Here is an 18081-nt window from a genome sequence, read left to right as displayed (position 1 = left end):
TTAAATATTTTGAAACCATTCTTGAAACTTATCACCAATAAAAGGTACAAGTTTTTCTTCTCCTTTAATAGCGCCAATTAGAGAAATCACCCAAAAAATAAAAAGGATAAAACCAAGTATTGCGCCAGCAGTAGCGCCAACAAATTCATATACAATCCATCCATTAAAAGCCTGAATTAAGTTTAAACCTAAACTTTGTCTAATGTAAAAACTTGTAAAAAAGTTTTTATTGTTGTTGTTTACAAAGAAAGCAATTAATAATCCTATTATCCATAAATGGCTAACAATAGCCATTGTTTTTCCTTCTTTTACTGTATAATTTTCCATTATTTGTTTAAAATTAGTTGGTTGTTAGAAAAGACTCCGTATACTTTTCCCGTTAAATTTTTATTTAAAAAAGCACTGTTTTTAGAGGTTGATAAAATTAAATCTTTAGTAAATATATTTTTCTCTTCTGGATTAAAAAATGAGAGGTCTGCCGTTTCTCCTATAGCAATAGAAGTTGGTTTAATTCCGAAAATTTTTCTTGGTTTCGAAGTGATGTTTTCAATAAAGTCTGTGATGTTTAAAACTAAATTTAAAGCACCAAATAAACTTTCTAAACCAATTGTGCCATCTTTAGCTTCACTAAATTCTACTTTTTTATGTTCGATATCAATAGGATTGTGGTCGGAGGTTATAGTATCTATAATTCCGGTTTTTATTCCTTTTTGTAAAGCTTTGCAGTCTTGTTTGGTTCTTAACGGCGGATTCGTTTTAAAGTTACTATCAAAACCATGTAATTCGTCATCAGAAAGTACTAAATGATGCGCGGAGACACTACAAGTAACCTGCAGGCCTTTCTTTTTTGCTTCTTTTATTAATTGCAACGATTTTGCTGTTGAAATTGTAGGAATATGAAGTTTACCGCCAGTATATTCCAATAAAAATAAATCTCTTGCAATTTGTAACTCTTCTGCTAATGCCGGAATTCCTTTCAACCCTAATTTAGTACTGTTTATACCTTCGTTTGCAATACCTTCTCCTGCAATGGCTATGTTTTTAGGAAAACTTAAAACCATACCATCAAAATTTTGAGCATATAATAATGCCACTTTCATTAGATTATCATTAGCTATCGGTTTTTTGTAATCACCAAACGCAATTGCACCAGATTGTTGCATGTCATATAATTCTGCCATTTCAATACCTTTACTCTTAGCAGTTAAAGCAGCAATAGGATATAATTTAGTTGCAGAACCTTTTGCTTTATTAATTAAAAACTCTACGGAAGATTTAGTATCTATGACAGGATTTGAATTGGCGTTAACTGCAACTGCAGTAAAACCACTTTTTGCCGCAACTTTTAAACCATTTTCTATGGTTTCTCTTTCTTCGAATCCAGGTTCTCCAAAAGAAACACTTGTGTCAAACCATCCGCAAGAAATATGCAAATTATCCTCATTTACAATAGTGTAATCGTCTTTAGAATTAATAGTGTCTTCTATTTCTTTGATAACTCCGTTTTCGATTAAAACATCCTTTTTTTGATTATGAAAAGAACTCGAAGCATCAATAATCGTTGCCGATTTTATAAGCGTAATCATGGTTTATAAAATTTTAGAATAAAAATTTCTAATAACAAAGATACAATTGCCAAGGCTAAAAACCATTTCCAAAGCCATTGAACTTCGTTATTTTTATTAATTTCTGTAAAAACATCTTTAATAGATTTAGAAGTATTGATGTTTTTTAATTCTTTTAAATCATTAAGATTTAAAAATTGTAAAGAACTTTCTTCTTTAGGATAATTAAAAGCAAGTTCTTTAATTATAGAATCTTGTTTTTTTATTTGATAAAAACCAGCTTCTTGTGGTTGTTCTGTAGTGTTGATGATCACTTTATTTTGATAAGCTCGCTGTAAAGGTATAAAAGAAGATTTGTCGTTTGAAATTGATAAAATTTCATCTTTACCTGCTTTCGTCTGAACTTCAATTTTATTTTCTTTATCTAAAATATATGCTAATTCTGGATATGAAAAACTAAATTTTGCAATGTTGTAAAATATTGGGACAACCAACGGAGAATTTGTGAAGTTACTACTATTTTTATCAAGGGAGCTAGCAACAAAATAAATGTTTTTATTAACAAATTTAGCTATAAACGGACTGTTGTTTTCGAATGAAATTATCGAAGAAATATTTCCAGAAATAGGGTGGTGGTTGTTTACTGATGGATATTGAAAATTAGAAATATTTTTTGAAAAAACATTTTCGAATATTGGGTGTTTAAAATTAATCGATGTTATTTTTAATGTGTCTTTTTTTACATTTCTAATCTCGCCAATTTTTAAGCTTTTTAGAAATAGATTATAAGAAGAGGTGTCAGTATTTTTATTTGGAATGATGACAAGGTTTCCTCCGTTTTTTAGAAAATCTTCTAAACTATTTTTTAGAATTTCTGGTATTTCTTTTAACTCGTTTAAGACAATTAATTGCTGATTTTTTAGCTCATTATAATTTACATTTTGTAATGATTTTTCTGAAAAATTAAATTCATTTTTAGTATAAATTTTATGCAAGAAGTTAGCGCTATTTCCAATAGAAAGAATATTGGTTTTTTGCGGGTTATTTAGTGAGAAATAATAGGTGTTGTCAAAACTAAAAGTATCGTTAAAAGTGATGGTTATTTTTCCAGAAAAAATTAAAGAATTTTTTACTGTGAAAGAAATTGTTTTTTTTGTGTTTTCTAGAATAGGGAAGGTTTGCTTACTTATTAGAATTTCTTTGTTAAAAATTGCAATTGGTATATTGTTTTGAGTGACACCAGAATTATTGATAACAACATTTACTGTAAAGTTTTCACTATTCTTATTATTGATAAAAACACTGTCTATAGAAATATTATTTTTTTTGCTAGATTGTAGTTGAATTAACGATATTTCTTGTGTTACATTTGTAAACTCATTTTTGTAAGTATTCTGAAAATCAGAAATTAAAATGTTTTTATTTAAAGTGTTTGTTTTATTTTTATTGTTTAGATTTAATTTTAATAAAACGTTCTTTATATCTGTGATTTTTGATGTTTTTTCTACTTTTAAAAGTACATTTTTTAATTCGTTACTACTAATGTTTTCATAAAAATTAGTGTTGGTTAATAAACTGTAAGAACTTTTATTGTCAGAACTTTCAATAATTTCTTGTGCTGCAATTTTTAGTAAATCGCCTTTTTCTCCTTTAGTATTTGTACTTAAAGAATTGTCTAAGTAGATAAAATTATGCTGTTTTTTGTCAATATTTTTATTACTAAAATATGGTTGCGAAAAAGCAATAACTATCGCGCTAAATAATAGCAGTCTAGTAGCTAATATAAGCCATTTTTTTATGCGTGAACTTTTGCGTGTTTGTTGCTGAATTTTTTGAAGAAAAGCAACATTTGAAAATGATATTTTAACGAATTTTTGTAACTGAAAAAGATGTACAATTATGGGGATAATTAGTAGTGCTAAAAAATATAAAATTTCAGGGTTTTTAAATTGCATCTATACAGTAAATATTCATTTTTAAAAATATAAATTTATTACAAAAATTACGATTAAAAAACTCTTGTTAATTACTAATTAAAACTTTTCGAAAACACCTAAACCAAACAATGCAAAATCGTATTTTACAGGATCTAATTTGTCTAGTTTTCTTAAATTTTTGTCTAATTCTGCTACCGCTTTCCAATCGTTTTGTTTTCTTAAAAGAAGTTTTAATTTTCTTGCAACATTGCCAGAATGTACATCTAAAGGGCAAGATAAATTGGCAGGTTTATGGGTTTTCCAAAGTCCGAAATCTACTCCGGTTTTATCGTTTCTAACCATCCATCTTAAAAACATATTTATACGTTTTGCTGCAGAGTTTTTTAATGGATCTGAAATGTGTTTTAAAGTTCTATTTTGGTGTTCAATTTCGAAAAAAACTTGCTTAAAATGATGAATTGAATTTTGGTATGTATTCGAATGATCATTAATTTTTAAGACGTTTTCTAAGCCATCATGATTTATATAAATGTTTTGTAAAGACTTTATAAATTGTGTTAAATCAATATGATTAAAAGTTCTGTGCACAAAACTTTCTAAACCTTTTAAATCGTTATTTGTATGGTTTAAAATAAAATCATGAGGCGCATTATCTAGCATTTCCATCATTTTATTCGCATTACGAATAATCATGGTTCTATTTCCCCAAGATATAATTGCTGTTAAAAAACCTGCAATTTCAATATCTTCCTTTTTACTAAATAAGTGAGGTATCTGTATTGGGTCTGTTTCAATAAAATTAGGATTGTTATATAATATAACCTTTTCGTCTAAAAACTCTTTCAGTTCTTTTTTGTTCATATTATTCGAATACAAATCCTATAACCATTAATATACTATTGTAGCTACCGTGTAATAACATAGACCAAATTAAGCCAAATTTAACTCTTATATAACCAAAATATGTACCTAATATGATTTGTGGTAAAACTAATAAAGGGGCTGCGATTAAAACATTTGTTGTGATTTCGAAATTAGAGATATGAACCAAGCCGAATAAAACTGCAAAAACGTAAAAAGCAATTTTAAAAGATGTAGGTTTTTTAAAAGTTGTTATTGGTGCTCTAAATATTAATTCTTCTATTACAGGAGCTACAATTCCGCCAGTTAATAATATTTGAAATAAGCTTAAGTTTTTAAACATCTCGTCAATCTTATGATTGTCCATGTTTACAAAACCTATTTCATCTAAAATTACAAAAATTGGTGATATTACTAATCCTGTAGCAATACTTATTACTAATAAATGTAAAAATATTTTAAATCGATATTTTGTGTCTGTATTTGTGTCTTCAAGATTAATAGGGTTTTTAATGTAGTCGATTAAGTTTAAAAAAGTTTCTTTCATATTATGGTTTACTACATTAGTGTTTCTATAAAGTTATATGTTACAAAATTAAATGATCTTACCGTCTTTCATGGTTAATTTTCTGTCTGCCATTTCTGCTAAATCTTCGTTATGCGTTATCAAAACAAAAGTTTGACCAAATTCATCTCTTAATTTAAAGAATAACTCGTGCAAATTTTTGGCAGATTCACTGTCTAGATTTCCACTTGGTTCATCAGCTAAAATTACTGAAGGATTATTAATTAAAGCTCTTGCAACTGCAACTCTTTGCTGTTCTCCACCAGAAAGTTCGCTAGGTTTATGGTTTACTCGATGGTCTAAACCTAAAAAAGATAAAATTTCTAAAGCTTTGGTTTCTGTTTCTTTTTTAGACTTATTTCCTATAAACGCAGGAATACACACATTTTCTAGTGCTGTAAACTCTGGTAAAAGTTGATGAAATTGAAAAATGAAACCAATATGATTGTTTCTAAATGATGAAAGTTCTTTATCTGATAGGTTTTTTAAAGAAATATCATTTATTGATAATTCGAAATCTTGCTCTTTTAGAGGTTTGTCTAAAGTACCTAAAATTTGAAGTAGAGTGGTTTTACCAGCACCAGAAGGACCAACAATTGCCACAATTTCTCCTTTTTTTACATGTAAATTTACTCCTTTTAAAACTTCAACATCATCATAATATTTATGAATATTTTTTCCAACTATCATATTTCTTCAAATTTAAAACGAATGTATAAAAAAGAAATCAGAAACACTTACGGGCGTTTCTGATTTCAAATTCAAATCTTAAATAATATTGTAACTAATTAGCTAAAAATATTTTTTATACGATTGTAGTCGATAAAATATACAAACCTTACAGATAATGTGTGTTGTTGTGGTTGATCGAATAAATTATCTAAGTTTTTGAAGAATTTTAAGCCAGAATTGTTATTCGAATCAAAGATAGAATTTCTGTAAAATACTATCAATTGACTTCCTGGTGCAAATTGCCAGAAGTAGTTTAAATCTAAGTTCCAACTGTTAAAATTTAAATCGTTTGTAGTATAATTATTATTAACAACTAAACTTCCATCACTATTTAAATTATAAAAACTGTTGTATGCAACATCACTCCAATAATGTCTAAAGCTTAAAGATAAAGAAGAATTTGTACTAAAACTATATTTACCGGAAATGGTATTTGTATAACTTTTTCTATCTCTTTGACCAAAAACAACATCATTATTAACTTGATCTACATAACCTTGATCGTTTTTGGTTTTATTGTAGTTTAATCTATATTGTAGTGAAAATTGATTTGTAAATCTATAACGCGGACTAATGCTTACACCGTAAGATTGCTGCGGGTGATTGGTGAAATTTGTGAAATATCCGTTGGCATTAAGTTCTAATTTTTTTTGAGAGTTTGTAGAAATCCAACCATTTACATTCATTCTTTCTGGTCTTAGAAAGTAAACTCCGCTAGTTGTACCCTGTCTTGGTTCAAAGTAATCTCTATTTTTAGAACCATAGTTTAAATTACCACCAAAAGTAAAACGTTTTTTAGTTTGTGCACTTGCGTTAAAACCAGCTTCGTAGCCAGTATAAGCACCAGAAAAATGCTGAAAATTAACTTGATTGTAAAAGTTAAAGCTGTAATTGTTAAATTTCTTAGTTGGTTGTAAAGTTCTCCAACCTGCACTTCCGTAAATTGCTTGTTGGTCATTAGAAAATAAAATTCCTAAGTCATTCGGATTAAAATCTTTGTTCTCAAAATTATAACCTATTTCCCAGTTCCAATGCCCAGAGTTATAACCAAAGCTATTATCAAAAGTATAACCTGTGTTTGGATTGTTGATGTCATCAGAAATATTACTCATTTTAAAAGAACCATCTGCATTGTATTTGCTGTCTTTAGTTTCTATGTGCCAATCTAAAGCTGTTACATTGGCATCTCTAAATCTACCATCTCTAGTTACATTTGTATTGATTAAAGTAACAGTAGAGTTTTGGTTAAACTGTTGATCTAATACCATAATGTTGTAGTTAGAAAATGGATTTATAGTTTCTTTTCTAGTGGTAACGGTGCTTGTAGTTGTTCCGCCAGACATCTGTTCTGTTGTTGTTCTAATTGTTGCTTCTGTAGTTTCTGTTATTGCATTAAAAAAGCCAATACCAAGACCGCTTTTAGTTCTTCCAGAAATTTTAATAGCGTTTAACATGGTAACTTTACCAGGATAATCAATTATTTTCTCGTTAACGCGTTTGCCGTTTGTATCAAAATTTTCTTGCTCTATTAAGTTTGATGCTATATTAAATTGATCTATTGGTCTACCGCCAACTCTTCTAGAATAAAATAAGTTTCCTTTATTAAAAAGTTCTGTACCTTCTGTAAAAAATTGTCTTTGTTCTGTAAATTGTTGTTCGAATGGACCCAAATTTAATTCAACATTATCAAAACCTACCTGACTAAAGTCTGGAATTAAAGTAGCGTCTAAAGTAAAATTATCTGTTAAACCATATTTTAGGTCCATACCAACACTGTAGTCATACTCTGTTTCACCATCAAAACTAACAGAGGTTGCAGAAGCGTATGGATACAAATTTAATCTAGTTGGGGGAGTTATATTTTTAAAACCTTCTATTAAACCATCATATTGAGTCCATCTTCCAACAGAATTATCAATATGCGTCCAAGTATGTTGTTCGTTTAATTTTTCTAATCTTCTATGAAAATTAAATCCCCAAGATTGTACAGGTCTGTTTGCAAATCGTATTGCTCTATAGGGAAGCTTAATTTCTACATTCCAGCCTTTATCTGTTATTTTTGTAGCACTTTCCCAAACGGCACTCCAATTAAAGTCTTCATTACCGTTAGATACTTTTGCATCTCCTTGATTACCGGTGACTTGAACTATAAATTCAAATGGATTTTGACCATCATCATTAGGATTAATTGTAACTAAGAAAAAATCTGCTTGACTAAAATTATCTCTAACGGCAAACTCTTGTGGTATACTCTTTGGATCTGGATCTAGTAAATTTGCAGATATATAAACAGCTTCATCATCATAAACAACTTTTACAAATGTTTGGTATTCAGAAGAAACTAATTTACCATTGTCCGGTCTAAAAATCACAAAATCAGATAAAATTTCTGCGTCTTGCCATGCTTCATCTTCTAATAATCCGTCAATTTTTGGAGCTTTTGAAACTCTTTGTGTAGTAACTGTCTTTCTGTTTTTGTTGTTTTGAGCTTGTGTAATTAAGACACAAAATAAAGCTAATTTAACTAATAAAATTCTTTTAAACATTTGATTTTGGTTGATTTACGTTTAAATACAAAGTGAAAGTATCTAACCTTTAGAGACTCGTTTCATAAAATTGTGTTAATTATAGTAAAGACTTTACTTTTTTAGAAGTGTTACAAATAAGATGTGTTAAAATAATCTTAAAGAAATATATAGATATTTTTTATTTAAAAGGTTGCAGTTATAACCAATGAATTTGTATTTTTGTTTCTGTTAAAAACATTCACAAAATGAACTTACACGAATATCAAGGTAAAGAAATATTAAATAGTTTTGGAGTTAGAATTCAAAGAGGAATTGTTGCAAATACTCCAGCAGAAGCAGTTGCAGCTGCAAAAAAACTAACTGAAGAAACAGGTACAGGTTGGCACGTAATTAAAGCTCAAGTTCACGCAGGTGGTCGTGGTAAAGGTGGAGGTGTTAAGTTGGCAAAAAACTTAGACGAGGTTAAAAGTATTTCTGATGATATTTTAGGAATGATGTTAATTACGCCTCAAACTTCTGCAGAAGGGAAGTTAGTTAACCAAGTTTTGGTTGCAGAAGACGTATATTATCCAGGTGATGAAGAGCCAGATGAATATTACATGTCTGTTTTATTAAACAGAGCAACAGGTAAAAACATGATTATGTATTCTACAGAAGGTGGAATGGATATAGAAACTGTTGCAGAAGAAACTCCGCACTTAATTTTTACAGAAGAAATAGATCCTTTATTAGGTTTAATGCCTTTTCAAGCGCGTAAAGTTGCTTTTAATTTAGGTTTATCTGGTGTTGCATTTAAAGAAATGACAAAATTTGTTACTGCTTTATATACAGCTTACATCAAATCAGATTCTTCTATGTTTGAAATCAATCCTGTATTAAAAACATCGGATTCTAAAATTATGGCAGTTGATGCTAAAGTATCTTTAGATGAAAATGCATTATATAGACATAAAGATTATGCAGCAATGCGTGATTTAAGAGAAGAAAACCCTATTGAAGTAGAGGCGAAAGCTGCTGGTTTAAACTATGTAGATTTAGACGGAAACGTTGGTTGTATGGTAAACGGAGCTGGTTTAGCAATGGGAACTATGGACTTAATTAAAGAGTCTGGTGGTGAACCGGCAAACTTTTTAGATGTTGGTGGTACTGCAGATGCTGCAAGAGTAGAAACTGCATTTGGTATCATTTTAAAAGATGACAACGTAAAAGCTATTTTGGTAAATATTTTTGGTGGTATTGTTCGTTGTGACAGAGTAGCACAAGGTGTTGTTGATGCTTACAAAAATATGGGAGATAAAATTACTGTGCCAATTATTTGTAGATTACAAGGTACAAATGCTAAAGAAGCAAAAGAATTAATTGATAATTCTGGTATGGAAATTATTTCTGCAACAGAATTTCAAGAAGCAGCTGATAAGGTTCAAGAAGTTTTAGAAGCTTAATTCTTAATAAAATATATTTAGTTAAAACGTCTCAATTTTATTGAGACGTTTTTTTTTCGAGTAAATTATAAAATTCATAAATAAGATTACTTTAATAATTTTATTATAATGATTAAATTAATAAAAGTTATTTAAAGCATTGTCAAGTAATTACTTATGTGTTTTTTTAACTTCTAAAGATCATAAAAAAAATATATTTCATGTTAGTGCAGGATAGTTGGAATCTAAATGTAGATTATTTTCATCTTTTAACTAACCAAATTAATATAATATGAAAAATTCTAACATTAAAGTTAAAGTACTAGCTTTAGCATTATCATTGGGAGTATTTACTTCTTGTGAGCAAGAGAATGAAAACATCTTCTTAGATGAAGAAAATTTAAAATTAGAAGAAGTTAATGAAGTAGACTTTCAAGCTCGTCAAGGTAGAGATTGTCAAACTAATGATTTAAATTTTGTTATACCGAATGTCTACTCAGATAAAAATGCTGGTATAAGTAAATTTGTTGATGATAGAAGTTGTTCCTATGATTATGGTCAATCTGGTAACTTTGGAGTTTATCAATTAAATAGTGGAAATAGAAATGGAAGTTTACAAACTAGGATAGAGCGAACTACAGGAACTATAGGTTATTCTAACGGAGCGTCTTTAACTGTTAGTGGTACAGTAAAAATCCTTAATTCAGGTATTAAGAATATGTCGAGCTCTCCTTATGCTCCTTCTGATATGAGAGATGAAAATGGAACTTATATTGCACAAGTAAAAGGAAAACACACAGGTGGTGGTGGATCACCTGATCCAGCCATCATGTTATTTATTGCTAAACCAGCGAGGTATAACAGAGGGTCGATTAATAATGGTGGTGCAGTTTGGCTTGATTCAAGTGGTTATCCTGGAATGTATCATATTTATGCTGAGCTTATTAGGAAAAGAGGAGGCTCTGGACCTAATGGGAGAAGATTAATATATATTACTAGTGTTTATCGAGATAGTGAATTTAGTTTCAACGTCACTTCTAGGTTTACTTCTAACAATAATCATTATATAGATTATAATATTAATGGTTCTTCTAATTCTCATAAAATATCTAGACAAACTGTAAATGGTCATCCTTCAAATCCAGTAGATACAAAAATAAGAATGGGAGCATATAGATGTAAAGGAGGATATGCTGATATTAGATGGAAAAATAATTTATGGACTAACAAACCTAAAAATAGATAGTAAAAAAATCTTTAATTATATTTTGTTTAAAATATAATTAAAATTACTTCTTCAATAAAAACTACTCGCTTGAGTAGTTTTTTTGTTTTATATCTTAATCATTTAAATAAATAAAATTGTTTTTCAATATATTTTTAGAGTTTGAAGTTTTATTGATTTGAAATTAAGGGGTTATCTTATAAGCTGTAAGAGCAGAAACTATATTGAGTATCTAACGTTTTGACAGAGTAGCAAAGGTTGTTGTTGATGCTTACAAAAATATGGGAGATAAAATTATTGTGCAATTATTTGTGGATTACAAGGTACAAATGCTAAAGAAGCAAAAGAATTAATTGACAAATCTGGTATGGAAATTATTTTTGCTACAAAATTTAAAGAAGCAGCTGATTAGGTTCAAGAAGTTTTATAAGCTTAATTCTTTTAAAAAAATATTTTAAGTTAAAACGTATTAATAAAATAGAAACGTTTTTTTATTTCATATTTTAAATTGTATTTTTAAACTATGGTATTTAAAATAAGATTATTTGTTATTATTTTGATGCTGTTTTTTGTGAAAACAGCAACATTGCAAGCCAATGATTTATATTTGATAAATAATGCTTCTATAGAATCTTTTCAGGATAATACAGTTCTAATTAAAAAAATTAAAGCTAAAATTGATGCTTTAAGTAAAAGAAGAGTCAAGCTAAAAGAATTAAAAAAATGGTCTAATTCTCAAGAGAAAAAATATAATTTGCAATTGAGTAAGCTTAACAATAGTTTAAAAAAGCTGGGTGAAGAATCTGAAATAACTTTAAATGTAGAGCAAATTGTTGCTAAGCTTCAAAAGCAATTGAAGTATTTAAATAATGCAAGAGTTAATAGTGTTGCAAAAAATAAATTCACTCAAAAAGACGATTCTATTTACAAAAGAAAAGCTGGGAAATTAATTGATAGTATTTTAAGGTTAAGAAGAAGTGTTGAATAAAAATAAGTAAAAGTTATTTCATTTTTTATAAAACTAAACAATAATTAATATTGCTTAGTTTTATAATTAGTTATTTTATTTATTAAAATAGTGAATAGCCTACAATAAAAGAAAATGTTTTGTATTCTGAACTTCTTGCAGTGTAGTTAGATAGTAAATCTCTGCTAGATTGATATCTTAATTCCATGATATACTTATCTTTAAATTTATAACCAAAACCTAATCCATAATTTAAATTGCTTTTTATTTCAAGAGGTGTATTAATTGTAGAATTATCTTGTCTTTTTGATTCGATAGTTGATTTAGAACTATTATCAAAAATTATTGAAGCGTTAACGTAAATCTTAGAATTTTCGTTTAAGAAAAAATAATGCCTTAAACTAACTGGCAATTCAACAGAACTATAATCTACATTTGTTATTATTTTGCCACCAGAAACACTATTAGAACCATTTGATACTTCACTTTCAAAACTTTGATAAGTTGGCTCAATTGCTATTGCCCATTTATTTTTATTAAATGGTAGAATAAATTCTACTTCAACTCCAAACCCAAATCCAAGTTTACTTCCCAAATCTACTTCATTATTTGAATTATTTGATGAAATTCTTGTAACTAAAGAAGAATAATTTACTCTCGGTCTGATATTTAAATTAAATAAATCTCTTTTAACTTTTTCGTTATAATTAATTACTGATCTATCATTGTTGCAATTATTATATTCAATAAAATAATCTATTAATTCTTTTTGTTCATAATCTAACTTTTCAATTTTACTCATTTTAAAATTTGAACACTTTAGATTATTCCAAATTTGTTGTTTAAATCTGTTGTTTTCAGCTAGTTTACTACCAACTTTATAGGTTTTATAAATTAGTAGTTCAATTTTTGAATTATTCTTACTATAAAAATATCTTTTTAAACTTTTATTTAGATATTGGTATAAAGTAGTTTCGCCTTCTACTAATACTTTTAAAAATAGTGTTTCCTTTTCTAGAATAGCTCTTTTATTCTTACTTAAGTTTTCAATATTTTCACTAGATTTATCAATATCTACGGTACTTCTAACATATTTAGAAATGTTATTTACGCTAAATTCTTTAATTGAATAAATTGATAAATTTTGAGCGTCACTATTTTCGGAGTTTTTGAAAATTATTTCCGTAGGATTGTCTCTCCAGTCTATATTTTTTATTAAACCATTAATTCTTTGGTTATCATTATTGATGTAATACCCTTTCTCGAAAGTTATCTGAGAAAAAGAACTAAAACTGATGATTGATAATAATACAATTAAAATTTTTCCTTTCATTTTTATTTTTTTAGTAAACATAATTATTTACTTTCTTTTAATGCTTTTATTTCATCACGTAATTTTGCAGCAACAATAAAATCTAAATTTTTGGCGGCAGCTTCCATTTCTTTTCTTTTATCTCGAATTCTTTTTTCTATTTCCTCTTTAGGTAAATACTGTAAGTCTTGCTCTGCTGCAACTTGTTTTGCATTGTCATAATGATAACTTGAAACTGCAGATTTAGATAAAGTATCGTCTATTTTTTTGTTTATTTGAGTAGGAGTAATATTGTTTTTAGTGTTATAAGCTATTTGTTTTTCTCTTCTTCTATTAGTTTCATCAATAGTTTTTTGCATACTTTTAGTAATCTTATCCGCATACATTATCGCTAATCCATTTACATTTCTTGCAGCTCTACCAACGGTTTGTGTTAAAGATTTTACATTCCTTAAAAATCCTTCTTTATCTGCATCTAGAATAGCAACTAAAGAAACTTCTGGTAAATCTAATCCTTCTCTTAGTAAATTAACGCCAATAAGAACATCAAATAAACCTTTACGTAAGTCTTGCATAATTTCAACACGCTCGAGTGTGTCTACATCAGAATGTATGTATCTACACCTAATGCTAACTCTGGTAAGATATTTTGTTAATTCTTCTGCCATTCTTTTAGTTAGAGTTGTAACAAGTGTTCGTTCGTCTTTTTCAACCCTTAATTGAATTTCTTCGATTAAATCATCTATTTGATTTAAACTTGGTCTTACTTCTATTGGTGGATCTAATAATCCGGTTGGTCTTATAATTTGTTCAACAAAAACTCCTTCTGTTTTTTGAAGTTCATAATCTGCAGGTGTTGCAGAGACAAAAATTGTTTGATTTTGAATCGCCTCAAATTCTTCAAATTTTAAAGGTCTATTGTCCATTGCGGCAGGCAATCGAAATCCGTATTCGACTAAATTTTCTTTTCTACTTCTATCGCCGCCATACATTGCATGTGTTTGTGGAACAGTAACATGGCTTTCATCAATCACCATTAAATAATCATTCGGAAAATAGTCTAGAAGGCAGAAGGGTCTTGTACCTGGTTCTCTACCATCTAAGTATCTCGAGTAATTTTCGATACCAGAACAATAGCCTAATTCTCGAATCATTTCTAAATCGAATTCTGTTCTTTCTTTTATGCGTTTTGCTTCTAAGTGCTTACCAATTTCATTAAAAAAATCTACCTGTTTCATCATATCTTCTTGAATCTGATGAATGGCATTTTGTAAAACATCCGGAGAAGTAACAAATAAGTTTGCAGGATAAATACTTAATTCTTCAAAAGAGTTTATAACAGAATTACTTTCTAAATCGAAAAGTTCAATTTCCTCAATCTCATCACCAAAAAAATGAATTCTATATCCATTATCACCGTAAGAAGGATAAATGGTTACAACGTCTCCTTTAACTTTAAATGTACCGCTTTTAATTTCGTGTTCTGTTCTAGAATATAAACTTTGTACTAATTGATGTAAAAATTTTGTTCTAGAAATTTGTTGACCTACCTGAATAGGAATTACATTTTTCTTAAATTCCGTAGGATTACCAATACCGTATAAACAAGATACAGAAGCAACAACTAAGACATCTCTTCTACCAGAAAGTAGGGAAGAAGTGGTGCTTAATCTTAACCGCTCAATATCTTCATTTATAGATAAATCTTTTTCTATATAAGTACCGGTTACAGGAATATATGCTTCAGGTTGATAATAATCATAATAAGAAACAAAATATTCTACAGCATTATCAGGAAAAAATTGTTTAAACTCAGAATATAATTGTGCCGCTAAAGTTTTGTTATGAGCCAAAACCAATGTTGGTTTTTTAACTTCTTTTACAACATTTGCTACTGTAAACGTTTTACCAGAACCTGTTACACCTAATAGCGTTTGAAATTTCTCGCCAGCATTAACACTTTCTGATAATTCTTTTATTGCTTGTGGTTGATCTCCGGTAGGAGAAAAGTTTGAAACTAATTTAAAATCCATGATGTAAAAATACGGATACTAAATGAGAATTTATTTTCTTAATAACGAAAAGTGACCAGTTTGTTTTCTAATATTTCCGTTTACATCTTTTAGAACGGCGTTGTACCAATAATCATTTGTGGGTAAAAGTTTACCATTGTAAGTTCCGTTCCAACCATTTTCTGTTTTCAAGTCTATAATTTTAAGAACTTTACCAAATCTATCAAATATTTGTAAATCAACATCCGTATAAAAATTATTATCAATTCCAGAAATGTTCCAAGTATCATTTACTCCATCTCCATTCGGTGTAAAATGTCTTTGAAAATAAATAAATGAAATTTCATTTGTATTTACAATTCCGCATTCATTTCTATCTCTAATGTAAATTTTATTGAGACCAGTTGGTACATTGGTAAAAGTATACGATAAATTATTATCACCTTTTTTAAAGTCGGATAAAGAGTTAGTATTTAAGGCGTATTCATAATCACCCAAACCTTCTACATTTATAGTGATAGTATTATTAAATCCTTCATCTTGATTATCAATATATTTTATTGAAATATTTTCTGCGATGCTAGATTCTTGAACAGAAAATATTTTGTAACCGGTAGTTTCTATATCATCTTCATTTCCGGGTTCATTAGGATAATACCTATTAATTAAAACTTTATAAATACCACCTTTGTTAATGATTAATGTTGAATTTGTTTCATTTGGAATCTCTATAGAGTTTAAAAACCATTTGTAATTATCTATAGAGTTACCTGTGTCTGAAGAAATATTTTTAGTTTCTAAAACAGGAGAATTGTTAGGGAAGTTTAAACAGATGATATTAGGATTAATTACATTTAATGGTTCTGGAAGTTTGTTAACAAATAAGTTAAATTCTGCGATACCTTCACAAGTATTACCTTTAGAAATTCTTAAATAAATTTTAGTGCCATTACTGTATCTGTTTGCCGTGTAAGGTGCTGTTATTTCGTTAGTTTCTTTAGCTGCATCTTCTGAAGTTAAATAGTATTTAAATTGATATTCACTTCTATTAAAAACACCAGAAGAATTAGAAATTACTTTATCTATTTTCTCATCTAGATTAAAAGTTGCGTCGTTAGACCCTTTACTAAAGTTAGTTATATCTGTAGAGGCGTTATTTTCTGCTTTGTAAATGTTTTTAAGTTGATTAAAGCCAGAAGTTGTTGGTGTAACTTTTAATTCTATTTGCCCAAATACAGAGCAACCAGTTGTATTATTGGTTACTTTTACTTTTAAAATATGTGAATTTGTAATTGCAGCTTTTCTATTAATATAACCAACTTTATTATTTATAAGCGTATCATCTAATTCAAAGAATTCAACAGAAACATCTGCAGCATTGTTTGATAATTCCATTTCTTTAGCTTCTAGATTGAAAAAAGTTTTTCCGTCTAAAGAATTAGTATCATAATCACATTGATTATAGATTATTGAATTATTAATTGTCGGAATCGATTGAAACGCTACTTCTACAGAACTATTGTATGTTTTTTCGTTACCACAACTATCTGTAGATTTTATTTCTAAATTATATTTTCCAGAACCGTAGTTTGTATCTGTAAGTTCTAAAATTCTTGTGGTTACTTTAATTGATGAATCTCCTTCTTTTGTCCAAAGATAATTGTAGGTACCTAAAGAAACTTCTTCTAGTTTTGGTTCTAATTTTAAACTTTGATTAACACAAACATTCTGTATATTATTACTTAATACAATGGAAGGGTCGTTTACATCTACAATATCAACAGGTTTAAAAAAAGATTGTATAAACGGAGGTAAACCTTGAGTAGCTCTACCTGTGCCTAAGTCGATTCCATTATTTATATAAATAATTTCACTAGCATCATCATCTGGGTTTTCAATAACACCAAGAAAAGGGTTTCCGGGTATTGAATTATATATTTTTCCGTTAGGACCTAATTGTAAACCACTTCGATATCCTGTTTGCGAACTAATTAAAGCCTTAGAGCCAGCTACATCTGCTTTTGTTAAATCGAATTGGTAAATGTTGTTTTCATTGTTGAAAGTTGATACATACAATTTATTTGATTGTTGCGAAAATTCTACGCCATAAGGTGCTCCTTCGGTATTAGGTTCTGTTAGTCTTTTTATATTTCTGCTTACTACACCTGTGTTAATATCAAAATCTAAAAGTACTAAGCTACCACCTCCAAATGAACCAAACCCTTCATTATAATCTGCCATTGCAATTTTAGAGCCGTCTGGAGATACTTTTAAATAACCTCTTTTATCAGTTAAGTTGTAAAAAACGCGACTAATAACAGGATTATTATTATTAACACCTGTACTTGTAATTTCATAGGCAAAAAAATGATTTTCTACTACCGATAATACCCAAATAGAACCACAGCTTCCTTGAACTGCAGTAACTTTTTCTGACCAAGAATAAGATAAGTCTTCACCAGTGTAAGGGTTTGTATCTAAACTCACAGGACCTGATATTACTTCACCTAAACCACCGTTTAAAGACAAATCTATTGTGTAAAAGTTAAAACCAGGGTTAACTGGATATGAAGCGTTACCAACAAAATTAGTACCAACAGTAAAAAGATAATAAAGGTTTTTGTTAGTTGGGTTTGGAACAAACAAAGCAGACTGCGTACTAGAAGGGTTTCCTTCTAAAGAAGTAGCTAATCTGCCATCTGTAAAAGTCATTATTTCATGATTCGAGTTGTAAAGAGTTATTCCGTCTGAATAAAATAATAAATCACCATCTGAATTTGAAATTGAAGAACATCCCTCATCTGTACTTAATTTACCATTACTTAAAGCTCTAGGTTCTCCTGTACTAAAATCTAAACCTGCATTTTCTCCAAAATACCAAAAATTAGCTTCTTTTTGAGAATAAATGTTTAGAACAAAAATTAATAAAATAAATGTAAATAAATTCCTCATTTGA

General features: G+C 28.6%; 13 protein-coding genes and 1 pseudogene. 4 read left to right on the top strand and 10 right to left on the bottom strand.

The genetic code is table 11. The features are described 5' to 3' along the window. From ACYPV9_RS10380 to ACYPV9_RS10350, 7 genes are all read right to left on the bottom strand, one after another. On the bottom strand, nucleotides 1-327 hold the full coding sequence (locus tag ACYPV9_RS10380) for a hypothetical protein (RefSeq protein ID WP_299061319.1): 327 nt from the start codon (nucleotides 325-327) through the stop codon (nucleotides 1-3). Further along, entirely contained in the window at nucleotides 327-1586 is a 1260-nt protein-coding gene (locus ACYPV9_RS10375; protein ID WP_459743514.1) for a dihydroorotase, read from the bottom strand. The genes ACYPV9_RS10380 and ACYPV9_RS10375 overlap by 1 nt, the downstream gene beginning before the upstream one ends. Beyond that, nucleotides 1583-3520: a BatA domain-containing protein gene (locus ACYPV9_RS10370; RefSeq protein WP_459743512.1), complete on the bottom strand. Its 1938-nt coding sequence runs from the start codon at nucleotides 3518-3520 to the stop codon at nucleotides 1583-1585. The genes ACYPV9_RS10375 and ACYPV9_RS10370 overlap by 4 nt, the downstream gene beginning before the upstream one ends. A gap of 78 nt (nucleotides 3521-3598) precedes the next feature. After that, nucleotides 3599-4363 (bottom strand): TIGR02757 family protein, encoded by a 765-nt coding sequence (locus tag ACYPV9_RS10365; RefSeq protein ID WP_459743510.1) that lies wholly within the window; start codon nucleotides 4361-4363, stop codon nucleotides 3599-3601. A 1-nt stretch (nucleotide 4364) separates the two neighbouring features. Next, on the bottom strand, nucleotides 4365-4910 hold the full coding sequence (locus tag ACYPV9_RS10360; RefSeq protein ID WP_459743508.1) for a CPBP family intramembrane glutamic endopeptidase: 546 nt from the start codon (nucleotides 4908-4910) through the stop codon (nucleotides 4365-4367). A 48-nt stretch (nucleotides 4911-4958) separates the two neighbouring features. Continuing rightward, nucleotides 4959-5618: an ABC transporter ATP-binding protein gene (locus ACYPV9_RS10355; RefSeq protein WP_459743506.1), complete on the bottom strand. Its 660-nt coding sequence runs from the start codon at nucleotides 5616-5618 to the stop codon at nucleotides 4959-4961. Nucleotides 5619-5716: 98 nt separating this feature from the next. Next, nucleotides 5717-8206, bottom strand: coding sequence for a DUF5916 domain-containing protein (locus ACYPV9_RS10350; protein WP_459743504.1), 2490 nt, complete (start codon nucleotides 8204-8206; stop codon nucleotides 5717-5719). A 227-nt stretch (nucleotides 8207-8433) separates the two neighbouring features. On the opposite strand from ACYPV9_RS10350, the gene sucC (ACYPV9_RS10345) reads away from it, so the two are divergent. From sucC (ACYPV9_RS10345) to ACYPV9_RS10330, 4 genes and pseudogenes are all read left to right on the top strand, one after another. Beyond that, entirely contained in the window at nucleotides 8434-9630 is a 1197-nt protein-coding gene (sucC, locus tag ACYPV9_RS10345) for an ADP-forming succinate--CoA ligase subunit beta (RefSeq protein ID WP_459743502.1), read from the top strand. A 319-nt stretch (nucleotides 9631-9949) separates the two neighbouring features. Further along, entirely contained in the window at nucleotides 9950-10855 is a 906-nt protein-coding gene (locus tag ACYPV9_RS10340; RefSeq protein WP_299061296.1) for a hypothetical protein, read from the top strand. A 215-nt stretch (nucleotides 10856-11070) separates the two neighbouring features. Further along, nucleotides 11071-11246: pseudogene (gene sucC, locus ACYPV9_RS10335) on the top strand (succinate--CoA ligase subunit beta); the annotation flags it as partial. A gap of 111 nt (nucleotides 11247-11357) precedes the next feature. After that, a complete protein-coding gene (locus ACYPV9_RS10330) occupies nucleotides 11358-11822 on the top strand; it encodes a hypothetical protein (protein WP_459743500.1) in 465 nt (154 codons plus the stop codon). An 82-nt stretch (nucleotides 11823-11904) separates the two neighbouring features. Here the strand turns inward: ACYPV9_RS10330 and ACYPV9_RS10325 are convergent, their stop codons facing one another. Genes ACYPV9_RS10325 through ACYPV9_RS10315 form a run of 3 tightly spaced genes read right to left on the bottom strand, consistent with a single transcriptional unit; the run spans nucleotide 11905 to nucleotide 18077 of the window. Continuing rightward, nucleotides 11905-13134, bottom strand: a complete 1230-nt coding sequence (locus ACYPV9_RS10325; protein ID WP_459743498.1) for a porin family protein — start codon at nucleotides 13132-13134, stop codon at nucleotides 11905-11907. 23 nt (nucleotides 13135-13157) lie between these two features. After that, entirely contained in the window at nucleotides 13158-15146 is a 1989-nt protein-coding gene (uvrB, locus tag ACYPV9_RS10320; protein WP_459743496.1) for an excinuclease ABC subunit UvrB, read from the bottom strand. A 30-nt stretch (nucleotides 15147-15176) separates the two neighbouring features. After that, a complete protein-coding gene (locus tag ACYPV9_RS10315; RefSeq protein ID WP_459743494.1) occupies nucleotides 15177-18077 on the bottom strand; it encodes a T9SS type B sorting domain-containing protein in 2901 nt (966 codons plus the stop codon). Nucleotides 18078-18081: the final 4 nt, after the last annotated feature.

This window comes from Polaribacter sp. OB-PA-B3, assembly GCF_054589375.1.
Note: the sequence above shows the minus strand (reverse complement) of the source record. Positions and strands in the feature narration are given on the sequence as shown.

What these genes read in the sequence shown, in the direction of transcription:
- ACYPV9_RS10380 (WP_299061319.1), bottom strand. Translation starts at nt 327, where the DNA reads ATGGAAAATTATACAGTAAAAGAAGGAAAAACAATGGCTATTGTTAGC.
- ACYPV9_RS10375 (WP_459743514.1), bottom strand. Translation starts at nt 1,586, where the DNA reads ATGATTACGCTTATAAAATCGGCAACGATTATTGATGCTTCGAGTTCT.
- ACYPV9_RS10370 (WP_459743512.1), bottom strand. Translation starts at nt 3,520, where the DNA reads ATGCAATTTAAAAACCCTGAAATTTTATATTTTTTAGCACTACTAATT.
- ACYPV9_RS10365 (WP_459743510.1), bottom strand. Translation starts at nt 4,363, where the DNA reads ATGAACAAAAAAGAACTGAAAGAGTTTTTAGACGAAAAGGTTATATTA.
- ACYPV9_RS10360 (WP_459743508.1), bottom strand. Translation starts at nt 4,910, where the DNA reads ATGAAAGAAACTTTTTTAAACTTAATCGACTACATTAAAAACCCTATT.
- ACYPV9_RS10355 (WP_459743506.1), bottom strand. Translation starts at nt 5,618, where the DNA reads ATGATAGTTGGAAAAAATATTCATAAATATTATGATGATGTTGAAGTT.
- ACYPV9_RS10350 (WP_459743504.1), bottom strand. Translation starts at nt 8,206, where the DNA reads ATGTTTAAAAGAATTTTATTAGTTAAATTAGCTTTATTTTGTGTCTTA.
- sucC (WP_459743502.1), top strand. Translation starts at nt 8,434, where the DNA reads ATGAACTTACACGAATATCAAGGTAAAGAAATATTAAATAGTTTTGGA.
- ACYPV9_RS10330 (WP_459743500.1), top strand. Translation starts at nt 11,358, where the DNA reads ATGGTATTTAAAATAAGATTATTTGTTATTATTTTGATGCTGTTTTTT.
- ACYPV9_RS10325 (WP_459743498.1), bottom strand. Translation starts at nt 13,134, where the DNA reads ATGAAAGGAAAAATTTTAATTGTATTATTATCAATCATCAGTTTTAGT.
- uvrB (WP_459743496.1), bottom strand. Translation starts at nt 15,146, where the DNA reads ATGGATTTTAAATTAGTTTCAAACTTTTCTCCTACCGGAGATCAACCA.
- ACYPV9_RS10315 (WP_459743494.1), bottom strand. Translation starts at nt 18,077, where the DNA reads ATGAGGAATTTATTTACATTTATTTTATTAATTTTTGTTCTAAACATT.